Source organism: Staphylococcus caprae (assembly GCF_002902725.1).
GTDB lineage: Bacteria > Bacillota > Bacilli > Staphylococcales > Staphylococcaceae > Staphylococcus > Staphylococcus caprae.
In genome coordinates this window covers 1-2,428 of sequence record NZ_PPRT01000067.1, presented here as the reverse complement: position 1 = coordinate 2,428, position 2,428 = coordinate 1, and the positions used below count along the sequence as shown (strand labels likewise).

Sequence of the window (2,428 nt, the reverse complement as noted above, 5' to 3'; positions counted from 1 at the left end):
ATCAAATTAAATGGAACAACTTCTTATTAAAACAACGTTAAAGATTCTGACTTTGTATAGAACTGTATACTATTTTAACTTTGCAACAGAACCCCATTTTTGGAGGCTTATAGAATATTTGGAATACACTCTTAAAAGACTTTTAACCCCAAAATAAGGCACCCGTACAATTTTGTACAGGTGTCATTTTTATCACTTTCGTTTTTAATTATTGATAGATTTTACTACCTTGTTCTACGAAATCTTTTGCTTTTTCTTTCATCCCATCTTGTCTTTCTTGCTCATCAAAATGATGTTGACGTAAATCATGTGAAATACGCATTGAACAGAATTTAGGGCCACACATACTACAGAAGTGTGCAACTTTTGCTGACTCTTTCGGTAATGTTTCATCATGATATTCACGTGCACGTTCTGGGTCTAATGATAAGTTGAATTGATCAATCCAACGGAATTCAAAGCGTGCTTTACTGATTGCGTCATCACGTTCAGAAGCCCCTTTCAAACCTTTAGCTAAATCCGCCGCATGTGCCGCAATTTTATATGTGACAACTCCTTCACGCACATCATCTTTATTTGGTAAACCAAGATGCTCTTTTGGTGTCACATAACAAAGCATTGCAGTACCATGGCTCGCGATTTGTGCTGCACCAATCGCAGAAGTAATGTGATCATAGGCGGGTGCGATATCTGTTGTTAATGGTCCTAATGTATAGAACGGTGCTTCTTTACAGTAGAAATCTGCTAAATCTTGGTTTTCTTTAATTTTATGCATTGGAATATGTCCAGGACCTTCAATCATCACTTGAACATCATGTTTCCAAGCAATATCTGTTAATTCTCCCAATGTTTTTAATTCTGAAATTTGGCTTTCATCATTCGCATCATAAATAGATCCTGGTCTTAATCCATCTCCTAAAGAGACTGAGATATCATAACGATTTAAGATGTCGCAAATATCCTCGAAGTGTTCATATAAGAAACTTTCTTCATGATGTGCTAAACACCATTGTGCCATGATAGAACCACCACGAGAGACAATACCTGTTAAACGATCGACTGTTAAAGGTACATAGCGAAGTAAGACACCCGCATGAATAGTAAAGTAGTCAACGCCCTGTTCTGCTTGTTCAATTAAAGTATCGCGATAAATTTCCCAAGTTAAGTCTTCCGCAATACCATTTACTTTTTCTAACGCTTGATAAATAGGTACTGTTCCTACAGGCACAGGTGAGTTCCTTAATAAATATTCACGTGTGGCATGAATGTTTTTACCCGTAGATAAATCCATAATCGTATCTGCACCCCAGTGTGTTGCCCAAACTAATTTTTCGATTTCAGCTTCAATCGACGATGACACTGCAGAGTTACCGATATTGGCATTAATTTTAACTTGAAAATTTTTACCAATAATCATTGGTTCAGATTCAGGGTGATTTACGTTATTTGGAATAATTGCGCGCCCTCTCGCAATTTCATCTCTGACAAATTCTGGTTCTACCCCTTCACGTGCTGCCACAAATTTCATTTCTTTAGTGATAATACCTTGTTTTGCATAATACATTTGTGTCACACGTTTACCTTCTTGTGCACGTTTTGGTTGATATTTAAACGGTGTTTCCACGAATTTATGATGTCCTTCTTTTTTAAAGCCATTATCAATCGATTTTACTTTTCGACCTTCATACGCTTCAACATCTCCACGTGCATCAATCCAGTTAGAACGCAATTTCGGAACACCTCTTTGAATATCCACTTCATAATCTTCTTCATGATAGACACCTGCTGTATCATACACTGTAATAGGTTCATTCTTTTGTGTACTATAATCTGTCACTGTATCACTAAGTTTAATTTCACGAAACGGCACACGAACATCTTCATCTGCCCCTTGTTTAAAGATACGTCTACTTGCTGGAAAACCTTTTTTCAATTCAATTTCTTCTTGTTTCATAAAATAAATCCTCCTTGCTTCAATGCTAGGAGGCAAAAAATCCAAGACAAATAAGAAAAAGCGCATTCATAATTTTATGAATGCGCAAGGATTTATACATCTATGAACAAAGATAAACATCAAGTATTTATCCAACGTCATATTGAATTTCTATTTCTTAATCATCTATGTGCGCTTCCCTACGCTAGTACTAACTAGATCAGGTTCAAAGGGTTGATAGTATATCTTTCAGCCTTTTCGGCACCCCTAGCAATGAGTTATTTAATTTACTGTTTTATACTAACATTCAAATATCTATTATTACAAGCCAGTATGCGAAATCATTTCTTTAAGGTGGTTCTGTTGAAAAGTAAAATGAAAAATAAAATACGTTATAAAAGGGTTCTGTTGCAAAGTTAAAAATTACATCATATATATACAAAAAAATGAAACATTAATCAAATTAAATGGAACAACTTCTTATTAAAACAACGT

The 2,428-nt window shown here is 35.2% G+C and carries 1 protein-coding gene and 1 riboswitch; the gene reads right to left on the bottom strand.

Going from position 1 to position 2,428, the window contains the following annotated elements; genetic code table 11:
• Positions 1 to 208: 208 nt before the first annotated feature.
• The gene (gene thiC / locus CD155_RS10845; protein ID WP_103213332.1) at positions 209 to 1,954 is read right to left on the bottom strand and encodes a phosphomethylpyrimidine synthase ThiC; all 1,746 of its coding nucleotides are present in this window, start codon (positions 1,952 to 1,954) and stop codon (positions 209 to 211) included.
• A gap of 159 nt (positions 1,955 to 2,113) precedes the next feature.
• Positions 2,114 to 2,212, bottom strand: a riboswitch (TPP riboswitch).
• Positions 2,213 to 2,428 lie beyond the last annotated feature (216 nt).

What these genes read in the sequence shown, in the direction of transcription:
- thiC (WP_103213332.1), bottom strand. Translation starts at nt 1,954, where the DNA reads ATGAAACAAGAAGAAATTGAATTGAAAAAAGGTTTTCCAGCAAGTAGA.